Below are 24,328 nucleotides of genomic sequence, written 5' to 3'. Positions count from 1 at the left end.
TGCGTATTCGCCCAAGCGGTCTGGGCGCCCAAGCTGATTCTTGATTCCGCTGCCGGTGTTGTCGCCCTCTGGGCGCATCGGCTGCGACCACCACTGCGGGCTACTCATCGATGAACCCTACTAAATCGGCCGGCTGGATAGCCATTGCGTGCGCGAGTACTGCGCCTAGATCAATCGAATAATTTACTCTCGAAATCGCTTCCGTACCCAGAACCGCTGGAGTGATCCGAGGAAAAGTCTCCTCGACCTCAGCATGGTACAACCCGGTAATGATCATCCGATCAGTGTCATCGCTTGTACCGTAGATCCCGGCTTTAGCCGCAAGCTCACGCAATGATTGTTCTTGGGGATCTCCGGAAACGATTTGCTCAAGCAGTTCTCCGATCGTAAAACCTTCATGAGAAAACATCACGCTCGCGAGTATTAAGTTGAGGTCTTTTCCATCAACCGAGTCCAGCTGTCGCAAACCGTTGATTCGCACTTGATCGGATCCGTCGGTAATGGCTTTAACTTCAATGGAGAGAGAAGGCAGTTCGAAATCGTGAGGCTGCCTCAGAGGTCCAGTCCACCAGGAGGGATCGAAACCCTCCATTCCGTTATTCAAGGCATCTAACACGGTTAGCTCAGCGAAGAGCCCAACCTTCTCTTCGACAGAGAGGGGCGACAACCTCGCTAAGGTAGCGAAGAGTCGTCGCCAGCGAGCGACTTCAATTAGCGCTACATCTGCACCGTCACCACCCCCGCGGATGGCCTCTAAGACGGCCATTATCACGTGGTCGAACTGTTCATATAGTCGCTGGTCAGAACAAAAAATATCCAGAAACCGACCTGACTCGGCGGTACCATCGAAAAATCTGAAACTCTGGTGCGCAACCTCTACAGAAAGCGCACTCGGCGGCGCGAGCGGGTACCTTTGTTTCAATGCCGGAACCAAGAGGTGTCTTCCGTTTTCGCCGTCGATAGCCGCGAGCACTTCTCTGCCATTCGTTTGAACTCCCAAGCGAACTGCGTTCCAGGAATCCGCCACTTGAAGTTCGCCGAGATTCCCGGGATTCTTTAGGAGGTGCCAGGCATCTGTTATAGGTGTACGCGAAACCATTCTTAAGACTCCCCGTAGACCTCGACCGAGTTGTCCACAATCTCTGGGCTCTCGGCAAGCTCAACCTCAGGTGCGCTTGTTTCGACGCTTGCCAGATCCACCCACTGGTGAGTGACCTGCATCTTTGCCTTTTCGCTTTCCGAGTAATTCGCTCGGGGGAAGACCAGACCAAGTCCCAGGATGTCGTGTTCGGCGCTCATGTTCTCGCGCGTGGGACTACCCGTCTTCGGCTTACTATTCGCATCAATCGGGTAGAGAACAAGCAGACCCTTGTCCTTCACCTCTTCTGTCTTCCAACGCAGCTCCTTCATGCCTGCTTCTTTCTTGCTGCGCGCTTCAGTTGAAGAGATGCCGGGTATATCGATAACGAGATCCTGGGGAACCATTAGGGTGCCGATATCGGCAAGTGTTCCTTTAGAACCAATCAAGGGTGCACGATTCACGAACTTCATCTTTCGGCCCGCGAAGGTTTTCTCTGCGCTCTCACCGGCACGGACCGCGACATTCCAGTGGCTTAGCTGCTGAGCCTCTGAACGGAGGCGCTCCTGGATGTACTTCTTGATCATTTCGGTGTCCATATCAGCCTGTTCCGCGCTGATTACGTAGGAATCCAGAAATTCGAGTATGGAGGCAACGGGAACATTCCGATAAAGCAGACCACCATCGATCTCCTCTTCCTTGGTGCGACGCCTCGCGTCGTTGATGAGCGTCTCACCAGCTTCCCAGTTGGAAATAATCTCTTCTTGGTTTCTCCGTTCATATTCACGAACTTGAAGACGCGCTCCGCTAAAGGAGGTCCTGGCCGGAACAGCAGCTCCCATCTTCGCTGTGATGCGGAGCGAAGGATGGGTGCGAATTCGAACTGCGGCGTCTCTCGGAGTGAGGTTTTGACGCTCGTAAACCTCCATGTCACTACGCATCTCGTGTTCAACCAAGGAAAGGTGTCTGAACGAACGACGCAGCTGGTCAGTCATCCAAATACGAGGAAGATCCTCGTAGCCGGTTCTGAAACCAAACCAGCGCCCCATCTGCAGCAGTGTGTCGTAAGTATTTGTCGGCCTGATGAACACACTCGAAATCAGACCTTTGAGTGTGATGCCACGGGAAAGTGTGTTTCCTCCAATCGCAATGATCGTGTTTGATTTGCCCTTTTCATATTCGAGACGCTCGTCGCTCCCACTATTTTCGACGATCACCTTCACATCATTGAGCACCGCGGGGAGATTGCCGAGCACCTCGTCAAATCCCTCGCCTGTGATACCGAAATCTGAGGCCTTTACGCGTTCAGTTTCCGTTTCCCATTGCTTGCGCAAACGTGCAAGCAGCTCTTTATCACCGCGTCGGATTCCAGCTTTGAGTCGTCGAACCTCCCCGCTGATAACATCTCGAAACTTCTCGTGAACCTCGATCTGGAAGGAGGTGTGCACCAGCATGGAACTGTCGACATGCTCTTTCGCTGACTGCCGGCGATGCCATCGAGCTGCAGTCGCCATGCAGAACCAGTAAATTGCATCCTGCAATTCGTCCGTGACTGTGGGCTCAAAGTCTGGTACTTCGGCACGTTTCCGCGGCCTATAGAGAAACTCGTCTTCCTCAGGGATGATTCGAATCATGTCGTAGCCGTCGAAGTCGTCGCCGGTTCCGTCTAGAACATCTCGCCCAAACAGCTTTTCTGGACCGAAATACCCTTCGGGTCGTGGAAGTGGGTAAATAAAATCGCTTGGGTAAAGGTCATCAGCCTCGAATGGATTGATGAAAACGTTCGCAAAGGGTGTGGCTGTGTAACCGATGTAAGTACTGCGCGGCATCAATTGCAGTATTTCGCGAATCAACGGGTTTATAGTCCGGGTTTCGACGCTCGCTTGATCTGCCTCATCGTCGATGACTAGAACAGCGTTATTTTCAAGTTGAGTTTGTGCACCGTCTGCGGAAAGCCAATCCCTCAGCTTCCTCAAAACGACGTGGTTCTTTTTTACAACTAAGAGCAGCGTCTTATTTTGTGCGCTGAGCATTGACGCAGCATTAAACGCTTTTCCACCTTGCCGCTTGTCCTCGTTGAGTTTGACTAGGTCAAAATCCTGTTCTGGTCGCGTTACCGAAATCCAGCGCGAACCCTGATCGCCGGCGAGGAGAACTTCTTCCAATCGTTCCTGAGTCTGCTTTCGGAGCGAGTTGTGGATGCCTGCGAGAACAATGACCATTCGGTAATCAAGGTCCGCAGCCTTGGCTGCAACCGCTGTGAAGTTGGTTGTCTTGCCACTTTGCACAAAACCGACAACCAGACCTTTTGCCCGTCGCGGATCATTCTTGGGATCTGGTGTCAGGCCAATAATCATGTCACTAGCCCTGTGCACCTCTGGCACCTGATCAGAGCGACGTTCTTTATCCATGTACTCCACGAAGTTGGACCAGCTGGGATCCCCCGGCTGCGCCCCCGGGTACCAAGATTCATCGCCTTTCGCGATGACAGGTCCCCCGACACCCACAACTCTTTCGACTCCTGTCTTATAGCGCTCGACCATCACATCGGCGACATCATCGGAAACAACGCCCAGGAGCTTAAATCGCTGAATCGCTACATCGGGACCAAATCTAATTGCGGCGCTGTGGAAAAGGCCATACGTCATCTCATCAACTTCAACCATTTGACTCTCCAAGCATTTGACTCTCCAAGAAAGATTCAGGCCCTGAAACAATAGAGCCAGCTTATACAGCAAGTTGGGAGTTCACAGCGCTTCACTCTCATTGGCTTGCATAGAGCTAGGGAAGATGGTTTTCACTAACCACCGCGTACTCCCCCACCTCGGCGGCGAAGGATTGGTCGTGGCAGGTGAGGATCACCGCTGCGCCGGCGGCTAGGCCCTCCGCAATCAGCGCGTGGGCGCGGGCGCGGTTGGGTAGGTCCAGGCCCACGTCGGGCTCGTCCAGCAGCACAAGCTGGCGGCGCTGCGAGAACACCTGGGCAAGCTGCGCCAAGCGCAGGTGCGCGGCGGGCAGGTCCAGCGGGTGCTCCTCGGGGTCCAGTTCCACGCCGAGCTCCGCTAGGCGGGCCAGTGCGTCCGCGTCGTCAATGAAGGCGCCGACGGTGGATTCGGCAAGCTGGTCGGCTGCGCGCTGCAAAGCTAGCGACACAGTCACGCCGCTGGAAGCCTCAAGGCCGGGGTTGCCGTCCAGGCCAGCCATCGCCCGCAGCAGCGTGGTCTTGCCGGCACCGTTCGCGCCGCGCAGCCACACCACCTCGCCAGGTCGCACCCGAAGGTCAATCGGCCCGGCGGTGAAGACCGGTTCTTCCGCCGCGCGGAATTGCCACCACTTCCGCTTCTTGCCGCCGCGGGTGGCAGCCACTTCGCCGAGGTCTAACTCGGGCAGTGCCGAAGCCGGCACGGGCGCTGGCAAGACAGGGGTGGTTGGGGCTGGGATGAAGGGGTGCAAGGAAGCGTCGTGAAGCGAAAGCTGCTCCCCCGCCATGTCGCGCGGGCGGGTGCCCAGCAGGACGATGCGGGAAGGCAGGGTCTGAAGCAGCGCGGCGATGCGGGCGGCGGAGTCGGTGTCCAGGCCGGCGAAGGGATCGTCGAGGACCAGGACCTCCGGCTCCAAGATGGCAATGGCGGCGATGGCCACGCGACGGGTCTGGCCGCCGGAGAGCTTGGCGGGGTTGCGCTCCGCGAGGTCGGTGAGGTCCGCGGCGGCGAGGATGCGCTGGCAGCGCTGAAGCATCTCCGCCTGCGGCACGCCGCGCTGCTCCAGGCCCACGGCCACCTCCTCGATCACGGTTTCGCGCAGGTAGGTGATGTGGGCGACGGGGTCTTGGCCGACGACGGCGGCGTTCGGCCAGGTCTCGTGGATCTGGTTGGCCAGGCTGGTCAAACCCGCGCCGGAATTGGCTATCACCTGGACGGTGTCGCTGCGCCGCAACGCCTGCGCAAGCGGCGCGAGGTCGAAGGTCAGAGCCATATCGCCACCGCCAGGCAGATCAGAGGGGTGGCCCACCGGACGGTGCGCTGCAGGGCGCTATCCGGCACGGGACGCAGCACGGTGCGGCGACCGGGGAGGTCGTAGCCTGCGGTTTCCAGGGCGCGGCCGCGGTGGGAGGACAGTGTCAACAGTTCGGTGAGGACGGGCATGATGAGGTTTGGAATGACCGTCGAAAAGCGAATGTCCCTGTGCTTGAGGCGGTTGACGTCGCGCGCGATGCGCACGCGCTGCGTGCCCTGGGGAAACAGCTGCAGCGTGGAGCCGGCGATGTAGCTGATGCGGTTGCCGCCGGGCAGGGCCTGCAGCGCTTTGGCCAGATCCGGGGTGCGCACGAACGTGCCGGCGGCCAGCAGGCACGCCATGAGCGCGGTGAAGCGCAGGGCCAGCTCGCCGGCCACCAACAGGCCGTCCGCGGTGATCAAGGGCGCGATGCGCTCCTCGCCGTAGGGGGCGTGGATGAGCAGCATGGACAGCGCCACGGGCAGCGCAAGCGCAAACACGGCGATCGCGGGGGCGAGGTTTTTCGTCTTCGCGGTGGCGATCACCAGGGAGATAAGCACAATCGCCGCCGATGCCTGCGGGGTGTTGATCCCCATGACGAGGATCCACCCGGAGGCCCCGACGGCGAGCGCGGTGAGCGGGTTGACCACTTAGACGGTGGCGGCGGTGGCGCCTGCGGAACCCTGGCCCTCGCGCGGGGCGAACGCGTCCACGGTGCGCTTCGGCAGCGCCTTCACGGTGAAGAAGGCCACCAGCATGACAATGATCTTGTCCACCGGGTCAGAGATGAACGCCTGGGTGGTCACGGAAGCGATGAGGCTGGCGCCCATCTCGCGGAACAGGCTCACCAACGCGCCGGTGCCCACGCCGGCGGTGCCGCCGTAGACGAATGCCGCGACCGGGGCGGCCACCATGCCGCCGACCAAGCCCAACAGCAGGCCGTAGAGGATCACGGTGCCGATGTTCTTGAAGGCGTGGAAACGGTGGATGAACTCGCCGGAGAGGTAGCCGATCAGCGCGGCGCCAGCTGCGAACGGCAGCGCGGCCGGGTTCAGCAGGCCCCACACCACGTTGTTCAGCGCACCGGTGGTCATGCCCGCAACCGGGCCGGCCAGCGCGGCAACCAGCACGGTGCCGATGGAATCCAGGTACAGCGGCAGGCCAATGGAACCGACAATCTCACCCACAACGGAGTTGATGATCATGGCGATAGGAATCAGGCCCAAGGTACGCGCCGGCAGGACCGGCACGGTGGCGATGAGCAGCAGGATGGTACCAATGCCGTAGCCCAGCAGGGTGATGATGCCCTGGGTGGAGCCGGTGACGTTCTCCCAATCCGTCGGGCGAACAAGCACCAGGTAGAGCCAGGTGAGGGCGATCACGGCCGCGCCGGCGATAACAAGCGCGCGGCGGCCCGGGGTCCACTCTGCGCCGCCGCGCATCGGCTGGCCGGCGGGGGTCGAGGTGACTGAAGACATGAATCCTCCGTAAAACGGGTCAAGGGTGTGTGAGGTGGCCCGGGCCACCTATGTCACCTCGGCATCCCGCGCGTCCGGTGAGGCAGTGTAGCAGGTCAGCGCGGTAGTGGCGCTGCGCTAGTCCTCCGCCTGGCGGTGGTACCCGGCCGCAAGCGCCGCGTCGCCGGAGAAGAACTGGTTGTGGATCTCGCAGGCGTGCTCGAATACTTCCCACGCCTTCGCGGTGTCCGCGGCGGTGATCACGCGCGCGTTCGGCTCGCGCTCCCACATCCCCTTCAGGTCCGCCACCACCGTGCCGCGGGTGAGTTCGCTGGTTGGCTCTACATCGAGCGTCGCCAAGCAATGGCCCGAATCCACCGCGCCGAGCGCAAGGAGCACGGTCAGCAGATCATGAATCTGCGCGCGGTAGCCCTCCCCCACTTCCTCGTGGAACTCGAAGTAGAAGCGCGTGATCTCAGCCAGGTCCGCCGCAATCGGCGCGGGCCCAAGCTTATCGACGATCCCTTCCAACCGCCCCGGCTCCAAAATCATCCGCTCCGTGGCGTTCAGCGGGCAGAGTGTGATGGGCGTGTGGGCGGCGGCGAACACCTCCTGGGCTGCGTGCGGGTCCACCCAGAAGTTCCACTCCGCCGTGGGCGTGGTGTTGCCCGGGTAATTCACCGCACCGCCCATCACGGTGACGTGTTGGAGCTTGGCGAAGTACTGCGGGTGCAGGCGCGCGAAAGCGGCGAGGTTAGTCATGGGGCCGGTGACAATGAGGTGGAGGTCCTCCGTCCCCCGCTCGATTGCGTCGATCCAGAGCATGTCCCAGTCGTGCTCCACATGGCGCTGCGGGGCGGTGACGTAGCCCAAGCCGGTATCCCCGTGCGTCTCCGGAGTGGTGGTGAGCGGGAGTTTCAGCGGGCCGGGCAGACCGGCTGCGATGGGGATGGTGCGAAGCCCGCACTGTGCGAGCACCCAGGCGGCGTTGCGGGCGCACTGCTCCGCACCTACGTTGCCCGCCGTGGTGGTGACGCAATCCAGCTGCAGCTGGCCCGCGTGGTTCGCGGCGGCCAGGTAGATCAGGGCGTACGTGTCGTCGATGCCTGGGTCGCAGTCCAAGATCACGCGGGTCATTGCTGGGCCTTTGCTGGTTTTGTGGCTGGTTGCTTGGTGTTTTGGGTCGCAAGCGCGGGCAGGGTTTCGGCGCCCATCCTAAGCCAGGCCAAAAGCGCGACCGCCGCGATAGCGCCGCAGACGGCGAACGCGACGGTGAAGCCCGCCGTCTGCGCCACCCAGCCGATGGCAACCGGTGCAAGAATCTGGCCGGCATCCTGAGCCATCTGGTACGTGGAAAGCACTTTGCCGCCTGAGCGGTCGTTGCCGATGATGTCCGCCACCACCGCCTGCATCGACGGGCCCATCAGGCCGCCGCCCACGCCGGCGAAGGCGGAGATGATCATGAGCGGCCAGAAGCTCGACGCAAGGCCGAGCACCGCGGTAAACCCGGCGATGGAGGCCAGGCCCGCGATGATCAGGGGCCGGCGGCCGTGCTTGTCCGCCAGCTTGCCGGAAAACTGCAGCGCAATTGCAGTGCCGATTGCGTAGGCGGTGAGCGCAAGGCCTGACGCAGCGGCGCCGTGCTCAAACACCGACGCCGCGAACAGAGGCACGATAGCCACCCGCGCGCCCATGTTGACGAATCCAGACACAAACGCCACCGCCAACACCGCCTTGTACGTGGGCAGGCGCCAGGCGTCGCTGAACTGCATTGCCGGCTTCATGGGCGGCAGCGGCTGTGCTCCCGGCTTCGGATTGGTGAGCAGCCATACGATCAGCGCAGCCAGCGCCACGCCCAAGCCGTACACCGCGAACGGCACGCGGAATCCCAAGAACGACAGCGCCGCGCCGATGATCGGACCGAAGATGTTGCCCAGCAGAAACGCTGTGGCGTAGATGGCGTTGGCGCGGCCGCGGATACTCGGAGGCGTCACCCGCACGATCAACGCCTGGGCCGACAGCGTGAACATTGTGGAGCCGAAGCCCGCAAAGAACCTTAAGCCCAGAATGTGCCAGTACGCCTGGGCAAACGCGACGAAGAACGTGCCAACTGCCACGATGAGCAGGCCCGTGATGTAGACCTTGCGGGACCCCAGCTTGTCCACCAGGCGCCCCGCCCCCGGTGCGCCGATCAGCCTGGCCAGCGCGAAGGCGGAGATCACTGCGCCGGCAGCGGCCATAGAGACGTTGAAGCTCGCCGCAAACTGCGGCAGCACCGGAGCAATGAAGCCGTATCCGAGCGCGATGATGAATGCCGCGATGGAGAGTACCCAGATCTCGCGCGGGATCGGCGGCTTGGCGGCTGGGCTGGCGGCGTTGCTGGTTGCGCTGGCGGCGTTGCTGGTTGGGCTGGCGGCGGCCCGGTCTTGGGGTTGGGAGGGCGTTGTCATAGCGCTCGCTAGCGTAGCCCGGTTGGCTGAGCAGGGCTGAGGTGGCCCCCTGACCTCGCCTTTCTCCGGCGAAAGGCTCACTGGTCCAGATGCCGAGACCTAGAGTCCTATACCTAGATATCGAACTATGCCGTCTCGGGGCCATTTTTCGGTACCTGCCCTTCGGTGCCTGTAGTTCGATGTCTGCAATCGGCGCTCAGGCAATAGAATGCATGTTCGAACGTGAGTGAAAGCGTCTCGGAGCGGGGTTTTAAAGTCCAACGCATGTTCAACACAGCATTTGGCCCCAAGGCCCACACGTCCACCCGTCCCTCCTACATCCGCCTTACCACCCCGGAGGCAATTGCAGCCGAGATCACCGAGCACTACCCAGACATGCTCGATCGTGTCAACGCAATCATCCACCACCCGCGCAGCCTGTCCCGCCCCCAGGCCTCGTGGCGCCCACCGACAAAGCTGCTGCCCCGGATCGGCACAGGCCCGCAGCTCTCCATCGCGGTCACCCGCCGTCGCGTCGGACCCCGCGCGCAGGCACGCATCCGCGGCTACGGGGAAACCCAGGTGCCGGCATACGTGGTTGAGCTACGCATTACGGACGCATCAGGTTTGCCGGCGGACCGCCGCTACACCGAGGCGTGGGTGCGTGCGCTCATCCCAGAGGAGCACATTCACGCGGTGCACGAGCTGCCGTCTGCACGCGCCGCAAGCTACGTCTGGCTTGTCGACGGCGCGTACACGCCGATCCCGTCGCCGTCCTCCCTGTTCGAGGGGATGGTAGCGGCCTAAGCCTCGTCTTCGCTGTCGACGGCTTGGTCCGGATCAATCCCGGTCGGGCCGTCGATGCCGTCGGAGAGAGCCTCGTCCGGGTCGGCGAAAGAATCGGTGTCGGCGGGGTGAGCGTCCTCGTCGGCGTCGGCGTCCGCGTTCTCGTCGCCAGCGTCTTCGTTTTCGTCGTCTTCGTCGTCCTCGAAGTCCAGGGCGTCTACGTCAGAGAAGTCGAGACCGTCCTCGTCGTCCTCATCATCTTCGTCGTCGTCATCGTCCTCATCGTCGAAGTCGAAGTCGTCGTCATCGTCCTCGTCGTCGATGCCGTCGTCATCATCAACGTCGTCGGAGTCCTCGTCGTCTGCGTCGTCGTGGCCGAAGATGTCGTACACGTCAGGCTCGTCGTCCAAGTCGTCCTCAACCGGCAGCAGCTGCGCCTCCCAATCCTCGGCCTGGTCGGCGGCAAGGGAGAGGACCTCGAAGAGGCGGTCAAAGTCGGTGAAGCGGCCAAGGTCCAAAACCTCGGACTCATCCACAACCTCGGCGTGGATGGCTTCGAAAAGGCGGATGCGGTCCTCGTCCGAAAGCTCGGCATCCCCGTCGGACTCCCACAGTTCACCGATGGCATCATCCATCATGTCGTCGTAAGAATCGCTCAGCGCCACAAACTGCACCTCAGCGCACGGGGTGCCGTCCACAACCTCAACCAGAACCTGCAGCTCCGCGTTCTCCCCCACCTCGGCGCGGACAAGCTGCGGATTCACGCCGTCCTGGAAAAACTCCAGATCGCCGATCCGCTCATCCGTGCCCTCCAGCAGGTCGCGCAGCACCGTCACCACCTGGTCAGTAGCAACGTGGTCGGCCACAGTCTGCACCGCATCCTCCACCGAGAAGACGACGGAGACCAGCACGGCCTCAAACTCCTCATCGTCCTCATCCACGTCCGCGGCGGCAATGTACACGTTTGCAGCGGGCAGATGCGGATCAATCTCCACAAACTGGATCTCCACGTCCGCGGTGATGGGAACGAACATGGTCTCATCGTGCACGCGCGATTCAATGCCATCGCGGTCCAGCGCAGCGGCAATATCCTCGAAAAAGCTCATGGTCGCACCCTTTACCTTCCAGTTGAGTTCAGGCCTGCCCCAGCCTAGCTACGAAACACCCGCGTGGGGAACCAATGTGGCCGAAATGTTGCAGCTCCCCGGCTACTCCGCCTCCTCGGGCAAGTCGAACCCGAAGAACAGTGCCATAGACTCCCAGATGTCGTCCCTGCTGTCGCCCCATTCGCGCATGTCAAACGCCTCCCAGGCGCGGCGCTGATCCGCCTTCGGGTCCAGCACCACCGAAGGCTCGCTGTCCAGCACAAACGTGGCGCGCCCCGGCTCGTCCTCGCTGCGGAAGCCGTACACCGGCCACTCCTCGCCCGGCGCGCCCGTGTGGAAGAAGGAACCCCAGTGGTACTGCATCACTTCCTTCACCTGGTCGAAGCCTGCAAGAGAGCCGAAGCGGTCGATCTTGGAGGCCTTGGTGGCAAACGGGTCGCCGAACACCGCGCCAAGGTCGGACGTGTGCATCGCGCCGAGGCCAAGGCGCCGCATAGTTTCGGACGCATACTCGAAGCGGTACATCCACGTCGGCGCTACCCGGCGGTGCGCGGTAGCCAGCATCACCGAGGGCGCCCAGAAGATCGCGTCCGCCACCAGCTCTGCGAAGTCCGCGCGCCCGCCGACGTTGTCGTACGCGTCCAGCACTACCTGCGCGTTTTCCCGGTCGTACACGTCCAGCACGCGGCGGGCGGCGCGTTGGCGCTGCTTGACGGTTTGGTACATGGCCTTGGCAAAGCTGGCTTCCTCGGAGTTCGTGCCAATAATCAGTGGCACCGCGGCCTGTTTCCCGCTCTCAAACATGTCGATGGGGTGTTCCGGCAACGTCACCTCATCCACCGTCGGCATGAAGCTGGTGTTCAGCTGCACCAGCTCCTTGCCGTTCACCAGCATGGATTGTCCCGTGCGCACCAAATCCTCCGCGTCGGCGGCACGAAGATCGTCGAGGGTGGAAAGGCGCGACATGCCCATGCCGTCGATAAGCTCGCGCACCCACATCGCAGCCTGCATTTTGGAGTGCACGCTTGCCGACGGCGGTGATTGCGCCACCGCCCCGTGAAACAGCCCCCTCGCCGCCGGGGCGCACATGAGGTGAATCACGGCGGCACCGCCTGCGGATTCGCCCATGATGGTGACGCGCGACGGGTCGCCGCCGAACGCGCGGATGTTCTCCTGCACCCACTCAAGCGCCTGAATCTGGTCCAGCATCGCCGGGTTGGCCACGCAATCCGCGCCGATGGAGCGGAAATCCAGATAGCCCAGTACACCCAGACGGAAGTTCACCGAGACGTAGACCACCTCGGTGGCCTTGGATAGGTAGTAGCCGCGCAGCACCTTCTCATTGCTTGCGCCGGTGACAAAGGTGCCGCCGTGGAAGTAGACCACCACCGGCAGCTCATCCTCCGTGTCCGGGCGGACGATGTCCAGCGTCAAGCAGTCCTCAGTGCCAAACACACTGTCTTTCCACCCGAAAGATCCCTGCATTGCTGGCTTGGCAAACCGCGACGCGTCGCGCACTCCGCTCCACGGCACCGGCGGGCGCGGGGCGCGGAAGCGGTGCTGCCCCGCGGTTGTCGCACCGTACGGCACGCCCCTCCAGGTGCGTACGCCTGTACGGTCGTGCAAGAAACCGCGAACTGTGCCCGCGCGGGTGGGCACGTCAAACGTTTTCGCAGCATCCATGGCCCCAAGCCTAGCCACGAACATCACAATCCAATCTCAGTTGGAATGACGGGGCCTGGGCGGATGCTGAATACTTTGCTACGTCATACTTTCCCGCACGTATCCAGCACATCCCTGCCCCGAGGAGGCACCCATGTTCAACCGCAAGAACCGAGATAGCGATACCAGCGAGATCATCGCGGAAGCGCTCGCCTCCGACCCGGCCGAGCTGGAAAAAGACGCAGGTCCGATCGGGCGGGCGTTTATTTCTGCCGTCGATAAGGCAGTGCACCTGCAGTCCGGCACCATCCGGGCGTACGTGCACTGGCTGCGCCGGCAGAACCCGGATGCCAGCCCGGAGGAGATCCAGAACCTGATGGCCAAGCACTTCCGCAACACCGTCACCGGCACGGGTGCGGGCGTGGGCGCCACCGCCGCGGTGCCCGGCATCGGCCTGATCACCGGCTCTGCCGCCGTGGCCGCGGAGTCCGTGCTGTTTCTGGACCTCGCGGCGTTCTACACCGTCGCCGCCGCCTACCTGCGCGGGGAGGACATTTCGGACCCGGAGCGCCGCCGCGCGATTGTGCTCACCACCCTCATGGGCACCCAGGGGGTCGCGGTGGTGGACGCCCTGCTTGGCGACGATACATCGACCATCCCCGGCAAACACACCATGGCCAAGTTCTCCGGGCCCGGTTTGGCGGAGGCCAACAACATCCTCACCCGCGTGGCCATGCGCTCGCTGGGCAAGGACATGCGCCGTGCCTGGTTGGGCAAGCTGCTGCCGCTGGGACTGGGCGCCATTGCGGGCCGTGCCGCGAACCGCAAGCTGGCGGACGCCGTGTTGGACAACGTGCAGTCCAGCCTCGGCCCCACCCCGGTGCGCTTCCTGGAGCCGCTGCCGGCGAAGGAAGACGAGGACGACGAGGTCAAGGCCGTCGAAGCCAAGCTGAGCACCAACCCGCGCGAGTTCGCCGCGTGGATCATGCAGATCTTCGGCCGCGGCAAGGGCGAAGACAAGGCCGCCAAGGCCGGCAAAAACGCCAAGGCCGGCAAGAAGGAGGCCGAGGGCGACGAATAACCTCCTCGCACGCGCGCTCAAAGCCAACGCCGCGCCAGCCGCAGCCGCGTTCACGGCGGCCGCGCTCAGCGCGTTTTTGCAGACGTCCATGCCGGCGCTGACCGGCCGCGCCGTGGACATCGCCACCGGCAACGCGGACGGCTCCGTCACCCGCATCGCCTGGCTGATGGTGGCGGTTGCGCTGGCCACCTACGCGTTCAACTGGGTCCGCCGGTACACCTCCGGCCGGCTTGCCTCCACCTCGCAGCACTGGCTGCGCGTGGAGCTGCTGCGCACGCTCCACCGCCTCGACGGCCCCGGCCAAGACAAAATCGAAGCCGGGCAGATCGTCTCCCGCTCCATCACGGACCTCAACCAGTTCCACATGGTGCTCGCCTCCGCGCCAATGCTGCTCACCCGCGCGCTGCAGTTGGCCGCCACGTTGGTGGTGATGTTCATCATGGACATCCCGCTCACCCTCATGGCGCTGGCGCTGCTCCCGCTCATCCTCTTCGAGGCCAACCGCTCCCGCCGCTGGCTCTACGCCGCCACGTGGGCCAAGCAGCAGGCGGAGGCGGACCTCACCCAACACGTCGAAGAAACCGTCTCCGGCGTGCGGGTGGTCAAGGCGTTCGGCCAGGAGCAGCGCGAAATCGACCGCCTAGACACACTCGGCCGCGAGCTCTACGGCCAGAAGATGCGCAGCGCCAAGCTCACCGCGCGCTTCCAGCCGGTGCTGGCGCAGCTGCCCAAGATCGCGCTGGTAATCACCATCGTCGCCGGCGGCATCACCGCCATCCGCGGCGACATCACGGTCGGCGCCTTCGTGGCGTTCACGGGCTACCTCACCTCCATGACATCCCAGATGGCCATGCTGACCAGCCAGTACGTGCGCATGCAGATGGGCATGAGCTCCGTCGACCGCCTCGAGGATGTCCTCTCCCTCGCCCCCGCGCCCACACACGCTCCCACCGGCACCGCCCCCGCCGGCGCGTGCGGCATCGCCTTCCGCAACGTGGACTTCGCCACCGGCGGGCACCAGGTCTTACGCGACGTCTCGCTCACCGCCGCGCCCGGCGAAACCGTCGCCGTCGTCGGCCCGCCCGGCGCGGGCAAATCCATGGCGGTCCAGCTCGCCGGCGGCTTTTACGAGCCGGACGCAGGGAGCATCCTGCTTATCGACGCTTCCTCGAACACCCCAATCCCCTACCCCAGCCTCCCACTTAAGGAGCTGCGGACAAAGGTCACCTGCGTGTTCGACGAGGCCTTCCTATTCTCCGCCTCCGTCTTCGACAACATCGCCCTCGGCGCCACGGAAGAACTGCGCAACCAGGGCCCGGACGCGCTCGATGCCGCGGTGCGCGAAGCCGCCCGCCTCGCCCGCGCAGACGAGTTCATCGAGCGCCTCCCCGACGGCTACGCCACCGAGGTCGGCGAGCGCGGCCTCACCCTCTCCGGCGGCCAGCGCCAGCGCATCGCGCTCGCCCGCGCCCTGCTCACCCGCCCCGCGGTGCTGCTGCTTGACGACGCCACCTCCGCCATCGACGCCCAAAACGAAGCCATCATCCTGGCCAACCTGCGCCAACACCTCGAGGGCGTGACCGTGATTGCGGTGGCGCACCGCCAATCCACCGTGGACCACGCGGACCGCGTGGTGGTGATGGACACCGGCCGCGTCGTCGCCGACGGGCCACGCGAGGACATCGTGGCCACCGCGGCGTACGCGCGGGTGATGGACCCGGGGACGGTTGAAACAAACGTCGATAAGCACGAGCCCCCGCGGGAGCTGCTGTGGCCCGAGGCTGCATCCGGCACCGAGCCCACCGGCGAAGGCCGCGTGCTCGCGCCCACCGTCGGCAGCAAGGGCGGGGGCGGCGGCAGGAACGCGCCGGTCAACGCCACGCCGGAGCTTTTGGAGCGCGTGGCCAAGCTCCCGCCGGCGTCGGAGCGCCCCGGTCTCGCCGACGCGGAACTTGAGCGGCTGCGCACGCCGTCCAGCGAGTTCAAGGTGGCCAACCTGTTCAAGGCGGTGCGCTGGCTCATCGCCGCGACGGTGGCGCTGCTGGTGGTCGGTGTGGTGGCGGACCTGGCGTTTCCCACGCTGATCCGCGCGGCCATCGACGGCGGCATCGAGCGCGCCGACACCGGCTACCTCGTGCGCATCGGTGCGCTTGCGCTCATGGTCGTGCTCGCGGCGTGGGCGGCGGACGCGGCCGTGACCGTCCTCTCCGCCCGGGCGGGCGAGCGCCTGCTCTACGGCCTGCGTCTGCGCAGCTACGCGCACCTGCAGCAGCTGGGCTTGAGCTACTTCGAGTCGAGGCTGTCCGGCAAGATCATCACCCGCATGACCACGGACATAGACACCTTGAGCTCCTTCCTCCAATCCGGCCTGGCCCAGGCGATTGTGGCGGTGGGCAGCCTGGTTGGCGTGTCCGTGATGCTGGTGGCCACGGATCTCACGCTCACGCTCGTCGCACTTATCGCCGTGCCGCTGATCGTGGCGGCGACAGCGGTGTTCCGCCGCTTCTCCAAACGCACTTACACCGCGGCGCGCCAGCAGGTCTCCGCCGTCAACGGCGAGTTCGCGGAGCTCATCGGCGGCATCCGCATCACCCAGATGCACCGCGGCGAAGCAGCTGCGGAAGCCCGCTTCACCGCCATGTCCGACGAGTACCGCCGGCTCCGCGTACGCACCGCCGCGCTGGTGGCCACGTACTTCCCCGGCATGCAGGCGATCAGCCAGGTCATGACGGCCGTGGTCATCGGCGTCGGCGCGCAGCGCGTCGCGGAAGGCAGCCTCTCCGTCGGCGTCCTTGTCGCCTTCACCATGTACCTCGGCCTGCTCTACGGCCCCATCCAGCAGCTCGGCCAGATCTTCGACTCCTGGCAGCAAGCCACCGTCAGCTTCGAGCGCATCACCGCCCTCCTCGCGGAACGCACCACCGTCCCCGACACCGGTGCTACCCCCGGGGCTTCCTCCGCCGCGCGCGGGGAGCTCATGCTTGACGACGTCTCCTTTACCTACCGCCCCGACGACCCGAAGTCGCCCCAGGTCATCGACCACATGGACCTTGTCCTGCGCCCCGGGGAGACAGTGGCGTTGGTGGGGCCGACGGGGGCGGGGAAATCGACCGTCGTCAAGCTGCTGGCCCGGTTTTATGATCCAACCTCAGGCGCGGTGCGCGCGTCCGGGAGGGATGTCGCGGAGTTCCCGCTCGCGCAGTGGCGGCGTGCGCTCGCCCAGGTGCCGCAGGAATCCACCCTGTTCGAGGGCACGGTGGCGGCGAACATCGCATACGGCGTACCCGGCTCGAGCGATGCCGAGGTGGAGGACGCCGTGCGGCGCATCGGCGCGCTGGACGTGATTGCGGCCATCCCGGGCGGGTTCACGGCGCGTGTCGGCGGCCGAGGGCGCGGCTTGAGTTCGGGCCAGCGGCAGATCATCGCGCTCGCGCGCGCCGAGATGCTGCAGCCGGACGTGGTGCTGCTGGACGAGGCCACCGCAACGTTGGACCCAGCCACCGAACGCGCCGTGCTGGACGCCGCCGACTCCGCCACGGCCGGGCGGACCTCCGTGATCGTCGCCCACCGTCTGGCCACGGCGGCGCGCGCGGACCGGATCCTGGTGATCGACGGCGGCGAGGTGGTCGAAGACGGCACTCCGGACGAGCTGATCGCCGCCGGCGGGCGCTACGCGGCCATGTGGGCGGCGCACCGCTAGCGGTTACCGATTTTGGGGGTAACAGCGCACGTTGCCAGCGATTATTGCTATGCGGTGTCCCGCAGCAAGACATGTTTCGTTACCATCGGTTTGAAGTCTCAGCAGAAGTCTTTGTAGACAATGCACGATTCAAACGATAGGAAGGCGAACACCTGCCGTGAGCAGCGAAAACACTTTCGGCCAGAACAGCTGGCTGGTTGACGAGATGTTCCAGCAGTTCCAGGAGGACCCCAACTCCGTGGACCAGGAATGGCGCGAGCTCTTTGAGAAGAAGGGCGCGCCCACGACCGCGAAGGGCACCGCCAACGTGTCGCCTTCCCAGGACGGTGCTTCCACCGCGAAGACCGAGCCCAAGGTAGCGCGCACCACCGCCGCCCCGAGCCAGGACGGGCGCGAGACCAAGGTGGATGAGGCAGCTTCTGCAGCCGCCGCCAAGAAGACCTCCAAGCCGGTCACCCCGAAGCCGAAGCAGTCCCCGCTGGACCGCATCGAGTCCGTCGAGGTCACCCCGGGCGAGACCCAGCTCAAGGGCGCGTTCAAGGCAATTGCCAAGAACATGAATGAGTCCCTCGAGGTGCCCACCGCCACCACCGTGCGCGACATGCCGGTGAAGCTGATGTTTGAAAACCGCGCGCTGATTAATGATCACCTGAAGCGCACCCGCGGCGGCAAGATCTCCTTCACCCACATCATTGGCTACGCCATTGTCCAGTCCAGGCCACCAAGCTGCACCCGGACATGAACAAGAGCTACCGCGAGGAGGAGAAGAAGTCCTTCGCCGTCCAGCCGGAGCACATCAACCTCGGCCTGGCGATTGACCTGCCGCAGAAGGACGGTTCCCGCTCCCTCGTCGTCGCTGCGATCAAGGAGTGCGAGACCCTGGACTTCGCGGGCTTTGTCAAGGCCTACGAGGACATTGTGGACCGCGCCCGCATTGGCAAGCTGACCATGGATGACTTCTCCGGTGTCACCATCCAGCTGACCAACCCGGGCGGCATTGGCACCCGTCACTCCATCCCGCGCCTGACCAAGGGCCAGGGCACCATCGTGGGCGTTGGCGCGATGGACTACCCGGCGGAGTTCGCCGGCGCTTCCGAGGACCGCCTGGCAGAGCTCGGCGTGGGCAAGCTGGTCACGCTCACCTCTACCTACGACCACCGCGTGATCCAGGGCGCCGAGTCCGGCGAGTTCCTGCGCGACATTGCGCAGCTGCTTATCGACGATAAGTTCTGGGACGCCATCTTCGATTCCCTGGAGATCCCCTACGCGCCGCTGCGTTGGGCACAGGACCTGCCGGACACGGGTATCAACAAGGACACCCGCATCATGCAGCTCATCCACTCCTACCGTGCGCGCGGCCACCTCATCGCGGACACCAACCCGTTGCGCTGGCACCAGCCGGGTCTGCCCAAGCCGGATTCCCGCGACCTGCTGCTGGAGTCCCACGGCCTGACCATCTGGGACCTGGACCGCACGTTCCACGTCGGCGGCTTCGGCGGCAAGGAGACCATGACGTTGCGCGAGGTGCTCTCCCGCCTGCGCGCCGCCTACACCCTGCACGTCGGCGCCGAGTACGCGCACGTGATGGACCGCGACGAGCGCGACTGGCTGCGCGACCGCATGGAGGCCGGCATGCCGAAGCCGACCACCGCGGAGCAGAAGTACATCCTGCAGAAGCTCAACGCCGCAGAGGCGTTCGAGAACTTCTTGCAGACCAAGTACCTGGGCCAGAAGCGCTTCTCCCTCGAGGGCGCTGAAACCCTGATCCCGCTGATGGACGCGGTGATTGACACTGCCGCCGGCCAGGGCCTCGACGAGGTTGTGATTGGCATGCCGCACCGCGGCCGCCTGAACGTGCTGTTCAACATCGTCGGCAAGCCGGTGGCCACGATCTTCAACGAGTTCGAGGGCAACTTCAAGGCCGCCCAGCAGGGTGGCTCCGGCGACGTGAAGTACCACCTGGGCTTCGAGGGCGAGCACATCCAGATGTTCGGCGACGGCGAGATCAAGGTCTCCCTGGCCGCCAACCCGTCCCACCTCGAGGCCGTGGACCCGGTCCTGGTGGGTATGGCCCGCGCCAAGACCGACCTGCTCAAGGCCACCGAGGGCCGCGATGATTACCCGGTTGTCCCGCTCATGCTCCACGGCGACGCTTCTTTCGCCGGCCTGGGCATTGTCCAGGAGACGCTGAACCTGTCCCGCCTGCCGGGCTACTCCGTGGGCGGCACCGTCCACATCGTGGTGAACAACCAGATCGGCTTCACCACCACCCCGGAGTCCGGCCGTTCTTCCTACTACGCCACCGACCTGGCCAAGGGCTTCGACTGCCCGGTGTTCCACGTCAACGGCGACGACCCGGAGGCGGCAGCCTGGGTTGCCCAGCTGGCCACCGAGTACCGCCGCGAGTTTGGCAAGGACGTCTTCATCGACCTGATCTGCTACCGCCTGCGCGGCCACAACGAGGCCGATGACCCGACGGTGACCCAGCCGGTCATGTACGACCGCATCGAGCACCACGAGTCCGTACGCACCCGCTACACCAAGGACCTGATCGGCCGCGGCGACATCACCCAGGAAGAAGCGGAGATCGCGGCACAGGACTTCCACGACCAGCTGGATGCCGTGTTCTCCGACGTGAAGGCATCCGAGGGCCAGCCGAGCGAGCAGACCGGCATCACCGAGGCGCAGAAGCTCACCCGCGGCCTGGATACCTCCATCGACGAGGACACCTTCAAGCGCCTCGCAGAGACCTACGCGGACCTGCCGGAGGACTTCACGCCGAACAAGCGCCTGAAGAACGTGCTGAAGAACCGCGGCGGCTCCTTCGAGGGCGGCGACATCGACTGGGGCTGGGGCGAGCTGCTCGCCTTCGGTTCCTTGGCGGAGCAGGGCAAGTTTGTCCGCCTCGCCGGCGAGGACTCCCAGCGCGGCACCTTCACCCAGCGCCACGCGGTGCTGTACAACCCGGAGAACGGCGAGGCATACAACCCGCTCGACCACAACGCGCTTGAGGCAGACAACGGCGGCCGCTTCGAGGTCTACAACTCCGCGCTGACCGAGTACGCGGGCCTGGGCTTCGAGTACGGCTACTCCCTGGGCGACCAGGACGCCGTGGTGGCTTGGGAAGCGCAGTTCGGCGACTTCGCCAACGGCGCCCAGACCATCATCGACGAGTACATCTCCTCCGGCGAGACCAAGTGGGGCGAGCTGTCCAGCCTCACCATGCTTCTGCCGCACGGTTACGAGGGTCAGGGTCCGGACCACTCGTCGGCACGCATCGAGCGCTACCTGCAGCTGTGCGCGGAGGGCTCCATGACCGTGGCCCAGCCGTCCACCCCGGCGAACCACTTCCACCTGCTGCGCCGCCAGGCGCTGGGTGAGATGAAGCGCCCGCTGGTCGTGTTCACGCCGAAGTCCATGCTGCGCAACAAGGCCGCCGTGTCCCAGCCGGCGGACTTCATCGAGGCCACCAAGTTCGAGTCCGTGATCGATGACCCGAACTTTGTCTCCCGCGGCAACAAGTTGGTTGACGGCGCGAAGCACGACAAGGTGGAGACCATCCTGCTGTGCTCCGGCAAGATCTACTACGAGCTTGCGAAGCGCCAGGAGAAGGACGGCCGCGACGACGTTGCCATCATCCGTGTGGAGATGCTCCACCCGATCCCGTTCAACCGCCTCGCCGACGCGTTTGCGAACTACCCGAACGTGAAGCAGATTCGCTGGGTGCAGGACGAGCCGGCCAACCAGGGCGCATGGCCGTTCTACAACGAGCACCTGCGCGACCTCATCCCGGACATGCCGGAGATGGTCCGCGTTTCCCGCCGCGCCCAGTCCACCACCGCTACCGGTGTGGCCAAGGTTCACCAGCAGGAGGAGCAGGCGCTTATCGACGAAGCGTTTGCCAACTAGCGCCTAAACCCCGCTAGCCCCACGCTGAAACGGCCGGCCCGAGACGAGTTCATCCCTCGGGCCGGCCGTTTTCTTCGGCTTATTCCTCCGGCGGGCGGATGCCGGCGTATTCCATCAGCCACTCCTCGGTGGCCTCGGCGACGGACTCCCCCGCTTCCACGCGTTCCGCCATTTCGGTCAAATCACCTGTCGCGAGCACGCGGGTGATGAAGTTGATGCGGAACACGGTGCCGCGGTCAAAGGCCGTGTCCCGGAACAGCGGGATGATGTTCTGCGGCAAGTCCTCGTTGCCCATGCCGGCGCATCCCTGGGCGGGTGACGGGTCGACTGTGCGGACGTCGGCAGGCATTATGCCCTGCGCGGCGTCGTAGGTGAGGCGGGAGAGCTCCTCCCCCGTCGCGCCGGACTGCGCAAGCGCCGCGGCCGCCGCCGGGTCCTCCGCCTCCAGCAGCGCGCCGGTGCAGGACACTACAAGGTCTACGGGCTCGGTGCGCAGCGTTTCCACCCCGTCGCGCGCGGCGCCCTCGGCCAAGCTGGTGATGCCGACGGCGTACCCCATCTGGTCGAAGATGCGGCTGTAAATCTCGCCGAGCACTACCTGTTCCGGCGAATCAGATTCCACCCCGATTGCCACCGGGATGCGCCCCTCGGACTGGAACCAGGGGGATCCGCCTTGGTCCGGGTCCACGGTGCAGCCGACGCAAAACGCCGACACCGCGGCGAATGCTACGGTGCCGGCGACAGCGCGAAAGAAGGATCGCATTGGTGGGCCCATCCTTTCTCAGTCTGGGCCCTGATGTTACCGCGTTAGGCAGTGGCTACTGCGGATCGCCAGGCTGGTTCGTGCGCGCCTGGTTCGTGGCAGGCTGGTTCGTGCCCGCCTGGTTCGCAACGTTCGGCTTCGGCTGTGCCGGTGCCTCCTGCTGTGCCGGTGCCTGAGCCGGAGCCTGCTCGGAATCCTGGACGCGCGGCACCGGTCGGTTCGCAATACCTGCGATCATGTCGCGGGCTTGCGGGGCGTGCTCGGGCTCGCACAGGACATCGTAGCGCCCGGCGACGATAGTGGTCGCGGATGCGAAGTCGCGTTTGCCGCCGCTGAACCCGTACGCAATCGCGGCGAATACGAGGCCAAACAGCGCACCGATTAAGAGCGACCAGAAGAACACGGCCCACCCGGTGCCTGGCATAGCGAACAGGGCGAAGATGAGACCGATGAACAGACCCATCCACGCGCCGGACAGCGCGCCGCCGCCCAGGACGCGGCCCCACGTGAGGCGGCCGGTGATGTTCTCCACCTGCATCAGGTCAACGCCGACGATGGTCAGCTTCTCCACGGGGAACGCGCGGTCGGACAACCCGTCGACGGCTGCCTGCGCTTCCTCGTAAGTGTTGAAGCTGCCGACCGGCCAGCCGGTGGGCAGTTTGCGGGAGGTCGCCGTCGGGCTCGGGCGCGTCATAGAAAGCTCGCTTTCTTTTGAAACTTCAAGGTCTAAGGTTGCAGCCCCCGACTATACATGCGTTTCCCCACGTCGGCCCACGGCCTTATACTTGCGATTTGATATGGATACTTCCCACGCCCCCATCACCGAAGCCGATGTCCTCGAGGCCCTCGCTCGCGTCGAGGACCCGGAGATCGGTAAACCCATCACCGAACTCGGCATGGTCGAATCGGTCAAGCTCAGCGACAACCCCGCCGGCACCACGGACATCGCCGCCGGTATCTACCTCACCATCGCCGGATGCCCGATGCGCGACACCATCGAGAGCAACACCCGAGCCGTGCTCGAGGAGCTGCCGGGCGCAGGCGCCGTCACCGTCACCATGCACACGATGAGCGACGAGCAGCGCCGCGAACTCGCCCAGAAGCTCCGCGGCGAGCAGACCGGCCCCGCCATCCCGTTCGCGGATCCGGACACGCGCACGCGCATCTTCGCCGTCGCGTCCGGCAAGGGCGGCGTGGGCAAGTCCTCCATGACGGTCAACCTCGCCACCGCGATGGCGGCGCAGGGCCTCACCGTCGGGATCGTGGACGCGGACATCTACGGCCACTCCATCCCCGGCCTCATGGGCTCGGCGGACAAGGGCCCGACGGTGGTGGATGAGATGATCATGCCCCCGATCACCCACAACGTCCGCCACATCTCCATCGGCCAATTCGTGGAGGGCAACGCGCCGATCGTCTGGCGCGGTCCCATGCTCACCCGCGCCATCCAGCAGTTCCTCGGCGACGTTTACTGGGGCGACCTAGACGTCCTCTTCATGGACCTCCCGCCCGGCACCGGCGACGTCGCCATCACCGTCGCGCAGCTTGTGCCCAACGCGGAGCTGATCATCGTCACCACACCGCAGGCCGCCGCCGCCGAGGTCGCGGAGCGCGCGGGCACGATCGCGCAGCAAACCAACCAGCGCATCGCCGGTGTCATCGAGAACATGGCCGGCCTCGCCATGCCGGACGGCACCACCATGCACGTCTTCGGCGAGGGCGGCGGCCAGCGCGTCGCGGACCGCCTCACCGCGCTCACAGACAGCGACGTCCCGCTTCTCGGCTCCGTCCCGCTCGACCCCACGCTGCGCGAGCACGGCGACGACGGCACCCCAGTCGTCATCGCCCAGCCGGATTCCCCGGCATCGCAGGCGGTTGCAGCAATCGTCGAAAAGCTCAAAGTGCGCCGCGATTCCCTCGCCGGCAAGAGCCTCGGCGTCACACCGACCTAAAGCACGTCCTCCCAAGAGAAGCCCGCTTGGGGCTTCTTGCTTTCCGACGTTCGATTTTCCCGCCCCGGACGCGGACCCGACCTGCCGGGCTCCTCGTCCGCCAGGACTCGGCGGGGGTCGAACTCGTTGAGGTAGTCCTCGTCCCCGTCGAAAAGCAGGGACGACATCGCGCGCGCAGGCCCCATCGCCGCGTACTTGGAAACGGTGTCCAGCGGTTTGCGGAACTCCTCGAACTCATCCAGCTCACCGTTGAGTTCCTGCTTCGCGTTGTTGATCGCCTTGCGAGCGGCGTAAATGGCTGCACGCACATCCTCAATCACCCCGGGCAGGCGCTCTGGGCCGATCACTATGAGGCCGAGGATAAGCAGGACGAAGAATTCAACCCAACCGAAACTGGAGAACACCTACG

Annotated in this window: 14 protein-coding genes and 3 pseudogenes; 5 read left to right on the top strand and 12 right to left on the bottom strand. The window is 64.5% G+C overall.

What is annotated here, in order from left to right:
* Window positions 1–100 precede the first annotated feature (100 nt).
* The 7 genes from JZY91_RS04030 to JZY91_RS04000 form a co-directional block, all read right to left on the bottom strand.
* Window positions 101–1,099 (bottom strand): PD-(D/E)XK motif protein, encoded by a 999-nt coding sequence (locus JZY91_RS04030; RefSeq protein WP_234948673.1) that lies wholly within the window; start codon window positions 1,097–1,099, stop codon window positions 101–103.
* Window positions 1,100–1,101: 2 nt separating this feature from the next.
* On the bottom strand, window positions 1,102–3,744 hold the full coding sequence (locus JZY91_RS04025) for a Z1 domain-containing protein (RefSeq protein WP_234948672.1): 2,643 nt from the start codon (window positions 3,742–3,744) through the stop codon (window positions 1,102–1,104).
* A 115-nt stretch (window positions 3,745–3,859) separates the two neighbouring features.
* Complete coding sequence (locus tag JZY91_RS04020; RefSeq protein ID WP_234948671.1) at window positions 3,860–5,053, bottom strand: ATP-binding cassette domain-containing protein; 1,194 nt, start codon at window positions 5,051–5,053, stop codon at window positions 3,860–3,862.
* Window positions 5,044–5,724, bottom strand: a complete 681-nt coding sequence (locus JZY91_RS04015; protein WP_234948670.1) for an energy-coupling factor transporter transmembrane component T — start codon at window positions 5,722–5,724, stop codon at window positions 5,044–5,046. Before JZY91_RS04015 ends, JZY91_RS04020 begins: the two co-directional genes overlap by 10 nt.
* A complete protein-coding gene (locus JZY91_RS04010) occupies window positions 5,725–6,516 on the bottom strand; it encodes an ECF transporter S component (protein WP_234949047.1) in 792 nt (263 codons plus the stop codon).
* A 153-nt stretch (window positions 6,517–6,669) separates the two neighbouring features.
* Window positions 6,670–7,668 (bottom strand): nucleoside hydrolase, encoded by a 999-nt coding sequence (locus tag JZY91_RS04005; protein ID WP_234948669.1) that lies wholly within the window; start codon window positions 7,666–7,668, stop codon window positions 6,670–6,672.
* Window positions 7,665–8,981: an MFS transporter gene (locus JZY91_RS04000; RefSeq protein ID WP_234948668.1), complete on the bottom strand. Its 1,317-nt coding sequence runs from the start codon at window positions 8,979–8,981 to the stop codon at window positions 7,665–7,667. The genes JZY91_RS04005 and JZY91_RS04000 overlap by 4 nt, the downstream gene beginning before the upstream one ends.
* 264 nt (window positions 8,982–9,245) lie before the next feature.
* On the opposite strand from JZY91_RS04000, the gene JZY91_RS03995 reads away from it, so the two are divergent.
* Complete coding sequence (locus tag JZY91_RS03995) at window positions 9,246–9,767, top strand: hypothetical protein (protein WP_234948667.1); 522 nt, start codon at window positions 9,246–9,248, stop codon at window positions 9,765–9,767.
* A gap of 242 nt (window positions 9,768–10,009) precedes the next feature.
* On the opposite strand, the pseudogene JZY91_RS03990 reads toward JZY91_RS03995, so the two are convergent.
* Window positions 10,010–10,852: pseudogene (locus tag JZY91_RS03990) on the bottom strand (DNA primase); the annotation flags it as partial.
* A gap of 102 nt (window positions 10,853–10,954) precedes the next feature.
* A complete protein-coding gene (locus tag JZY91_RS03985) occupies window positions 10,955–12,535 on the bottom strand; it encodes a carboxylesterase/lipase family protein (RefSeq protein ID WP_234948666.1) in 1,581 nt (526 codons plus the stop codon).
* Between the two features lie 133 nt (window positions 12,536–12,668).
* Between JZY91_RS03985 and JZY91_RS03980 the strand changes: the two genes are divergently transcribed.
* From JZY91_RS03980 to JZY91_RS03970, 3 genes and pseudogenes are all read left to right on the top strand, one after another.
* On the top strand, window positions 12,669–13,595 hold the full coding sequence (locus JZY91_RS03980; protein WP_234948665.1) for a hypothetical protein: 927 nt from the start codon (window positions 12,669–12,671) through the stop codon (window positions 13,593–13,595).
* Window positions 13,555–17,295 (top strand): annotated as a pseudogene (locus JZY91_RS03975) (ABC transporter ATP-binding protein); the annotation flags it as partial. The gene JZY91_RS03980 and the pseudogene JZY91_RS03975, both read left to right, overlap by 41 nt.
* Before the next feature lie 157 nt (window positions 17,296–17,452).
* A pseudogene (locus JZY91_RS03970) lies at window positions 17,453–21,204 on the top strand (multifunctional oxoglutarate decarboxylase/oxoglutarate dehydrogenase thiamine pyrophosphate-binding subunit/dihydrolipoyllysine-residue succinyltransferase subunit).
* A gap of 79 nt (window positions 21,205–21,283) precedes the next feature.
* Here JZY91_RS03970 and JZY91_RS03965 read toward each other — a convergent pair.
* A complete protein-coding gene (locus JZY91_RS03965; RefSeq protein WP_234948663.1) occupies window positions 21,284–21,967 on the bottom strand; it encodes a hypothetical protein in 684 nt (227 codons plus the stop codon).
* A 55-nt stretch (window positions 21,968–22,022) separates the two neighbouring features.
* On the bottom strand, window positions 22,023–22,661 hold the full coding sequence (locus JZY91_RS03960; protein ID WP_234948662.1) for an ABC transporter permease: 639 nt from the start codon (window positions 22,659–22,661) through the stop codon (window positions 22,023–22,025).
* Between the two features lie 103 nt (window positions 22,662–22,764).
* Between JZY91_RS03960 and JZY91_RS03955 the strand changes: the two genes are divergently transcribed.
* Complete coding sequence (locus JZY91_RS03955) at window positions 22,765–23,919, top strand: Mrp/NBP35 family ATP-binding protein (RefSeq protein ID WP_234948661.1); 1,155 nt, start codon at window positions 22,765–22,767, stop codon at window positions 23,917–23,919.
* Here the strand turns inward: JZY91_RS03955 and tatB are convergent.
* A complete protein-coding gene (gene tatB, locus JZY91_RS03950; RefSeq protein ID WP_234948660.1) occupies window positions 23,916–24,323 on the bottom strand; it encodes a Sec-independent protein translocase protein TatB in 408 nt (135 codons plus the stop codon). The genes JZY91_RS03955 and tatB overlap by 4 nt on opposite strands.
* Window positions 24,324–24,328 lie beyond the last annotated feature (5 nt).

This window comes from Corynebacterium sp. CNCTC7651, from assembly GCF_021496665.1.
GTDB lineage: Bacteria > Actinomycetota > Actinomycetes > Mycobacteriales > Mycobacteriaceae > Corynebacterium.
This window is presented reverse-complemented; position numbering and strand designations above follow the sequence as displayed.